We start from the raw sequence: 2,263 nt of genomic DNA, 5'->3' as shown, positions 1-2,263 counted from the left end.
ACATTGCAAACAGGATCTTGTTCCCTGCTTTGGCAGAGGGGATGAGCGACGGTCAGGCCTCCAAACGTGATTTACGCGGCAACTCGTTGAGGTCCCTTTCACCGGGCGATGGCGCGCGCCTCTATCTGATTTGCGCAGTCTTCGCCATCAAGCGATTCCAGCTTCTGCAAATCAGGCTTCAATTCGAGGTGCCCGAAAATGCCGACATGGCATTTCACCGGCCAACTTGCCTTAGACCTGCGACCGTGCGCATTTCCCAAGCCCACGCGATTCGAATCGGATCGACCTGCCGGGAAAACCCACCTGATAGCCCCGTCCTTCCGATCCGGAGGGGCGCAATGCTGATCGTCTGAAGGGCCGCTCAAATTTGCTGACCCAGTCGAGGTGCAGACTATCATAGTTGATTGTTGCTGCCGGTGACCTCGCGTAATCAAAGGCTCACGAGGCTTTCCAACAGAGGACGGTATGTTGTATCCAGGTCGATTTTTGGAACCGAGCGATATTGTGATGCTTGCCCGTGTTTGTGCGACGGTCTGCGAACAGCGCGGCGTACCTGTTGCTTCGCGGGCCGGAGAACGGACAGCTGCGCACGTACTCAGGCTGTTTCTGAACGGCTTGACTGGGGAGAATGAGCTGATCGATGCTGAGAAGAACTGGGCTCGCGGGAGTGATCTGGCTTTCGAGGGGGCTCCTGTCAGCTACGAAAACAAAAGAGAGGCCGCGTGATTCAAGCTTCCTGAGAATCGAATGTAGCGAAGAAAACTGCTCGCCCACGGGTCAGGCACCAGAGGCACCCTCCCTGCATATCGGGGGTGTTGCTGTGGCACTTCAGGTGAGAAAAAGATCTCCGCACGCCGCCCGATCCGTGGTGTCCGGGCGATTTTCCAGGTGGACTCGACATGAGGCAAGCGCATGCTTTTTGATCCCGGCTCGGGCCTTCCTGGTTTGGGGCTGAAGCGTCGGATTGGTCGGGGCACATCGATGTCTGTCAAAGTCCGAAGACCGCTTCGTAAAATCCGTTTCTAAACGCTGCCGATCCGCTCCTGGCCAAACGCCGCCGGACCGCTTTGGCCCAGCAATGAGCGAAGCAACAAAAGGGGCGGTTTGGCCGTTCTCATTAGTCGCACTGGCGGGCCGGGGCATTCGAAGACATGACTACGCCGCAAATTTTGTCATTTGCCGTAACCTTCGTGATGATGGCAGCGTTCGTGTGGGGTCGCTATCGATATGATCTGGTCGCGGCTGTGGCACTGTTGCTTGCTGTCACGGTTGGCATTGTGCCTTTTGACGAAGCCTTCAGCGGGTTCAGCGACGATATCGTGGTTATTGTCGGCAGTGCTCTGCTGGTGAGCGCAGGGATAGCACGCTCGGGAATCATGGAGGCAGCGATCAAGCGCTTTGCTCCGAAATTATCGGGAGTTCGGTCGCAACTGGCGCTGCTGGTGATCGTGGTCACGATCCTCTCTGCCTTTGTAAAGAATATCGGGGCGCTCGCTATCATGATTCCGATCGCCTTCCAGTTCGCGCGCCGGTCTAACATTTCACCCTCGATATTCCTGATGCCCATGGCATTCGGGTCACTGCTCGGCGGACTAATGACGCAGGTGGGAACATCACCCAACATCGTAGTGTCCCGAGTGCGAGAGGAGCTGATCGGAACCGCCTTCACAATGTTCGACTTCACACCTGTTGGAGCTGCCATAGCCGCTGCCGGAACGATCTTCCTGCTGTTTTTCTATTGGTTGTTGCCGGTGCGCGAAAAGCATGGCGGGTCACTGAATGAAGCCCTCGACATCAAGAATTACCTTACAGAGGCTCGAATTGTCGCCGACTCCACGGTGCTCGGGAAAACCGTCGCAGACCTCATGAAGCTCGCCGGGGGCGATGCAATCGTGACGTCGATCCTGCGCAATCGCACGATGCGGATGACGCCACTGCCCGACGTGGTCCTCAAGGTGGATGACATCCTGTTGCTCGAGGGCGACCCAGAAGCGCTGGATCGCCTTGTCTCCCAGGGCAGGCTCAGCGTGACCGGGGATAGGGGCGGTGGTGACGACACCACCAACGAGATGGTCGCTATCGAAGCCGTAATCGGTGAAAGCTCCTCTTTGATCGGCTGGACCGCCCAGCGCCTTGCCCTTTACGATCGCTTCAACGTCAACCTCCTGGCCGTCAGCCGTCGTGGGGAGCGCCTCGACCGCAGGCTGGCCGCAGTCGAGCTGAGGCTCGGGGACGTTGTCGTCTTGCGGGGCAGTGCAGCGAG

The 2,263-nt window shown here is 57.9% G+C and carries 2 protein-coding genes; both read left to right on the top strand.

The window, feature by feature from the left end; all coding sequences use genetic code 11:
• The coding region (locus tag EN949_RS36290; protein WP_206535006.1) for a hypothetical protein at positions 1-353 on the top strand (353 nt) is incomplete at its 5' end.
• Between the two features lie 798 nt (positions 354-1,151).
• Positions 1,152-2,263: SLC13 family permease (locus EN949_RS34655; protein ID WP_206535005.1), on the top strand; the 1,112-nt coding region annotated here is incomplete at its 3' end.

The sequence above is a fragment of the Mesorhizobium sp. M7A.F.Ca.US.007.01.2.1 genome (genome assembly GCF_003998165.1).
GTDB lineage: Bacteria > Pseudomonadota > Alphaproteobacteria > Rhizobiales > Rhizobiaceae > Mesorhizobium > Mesorhizobium ciceri.
This window is presented reverse-complemented; position numbering and strand designations above follow the sequence as displayed.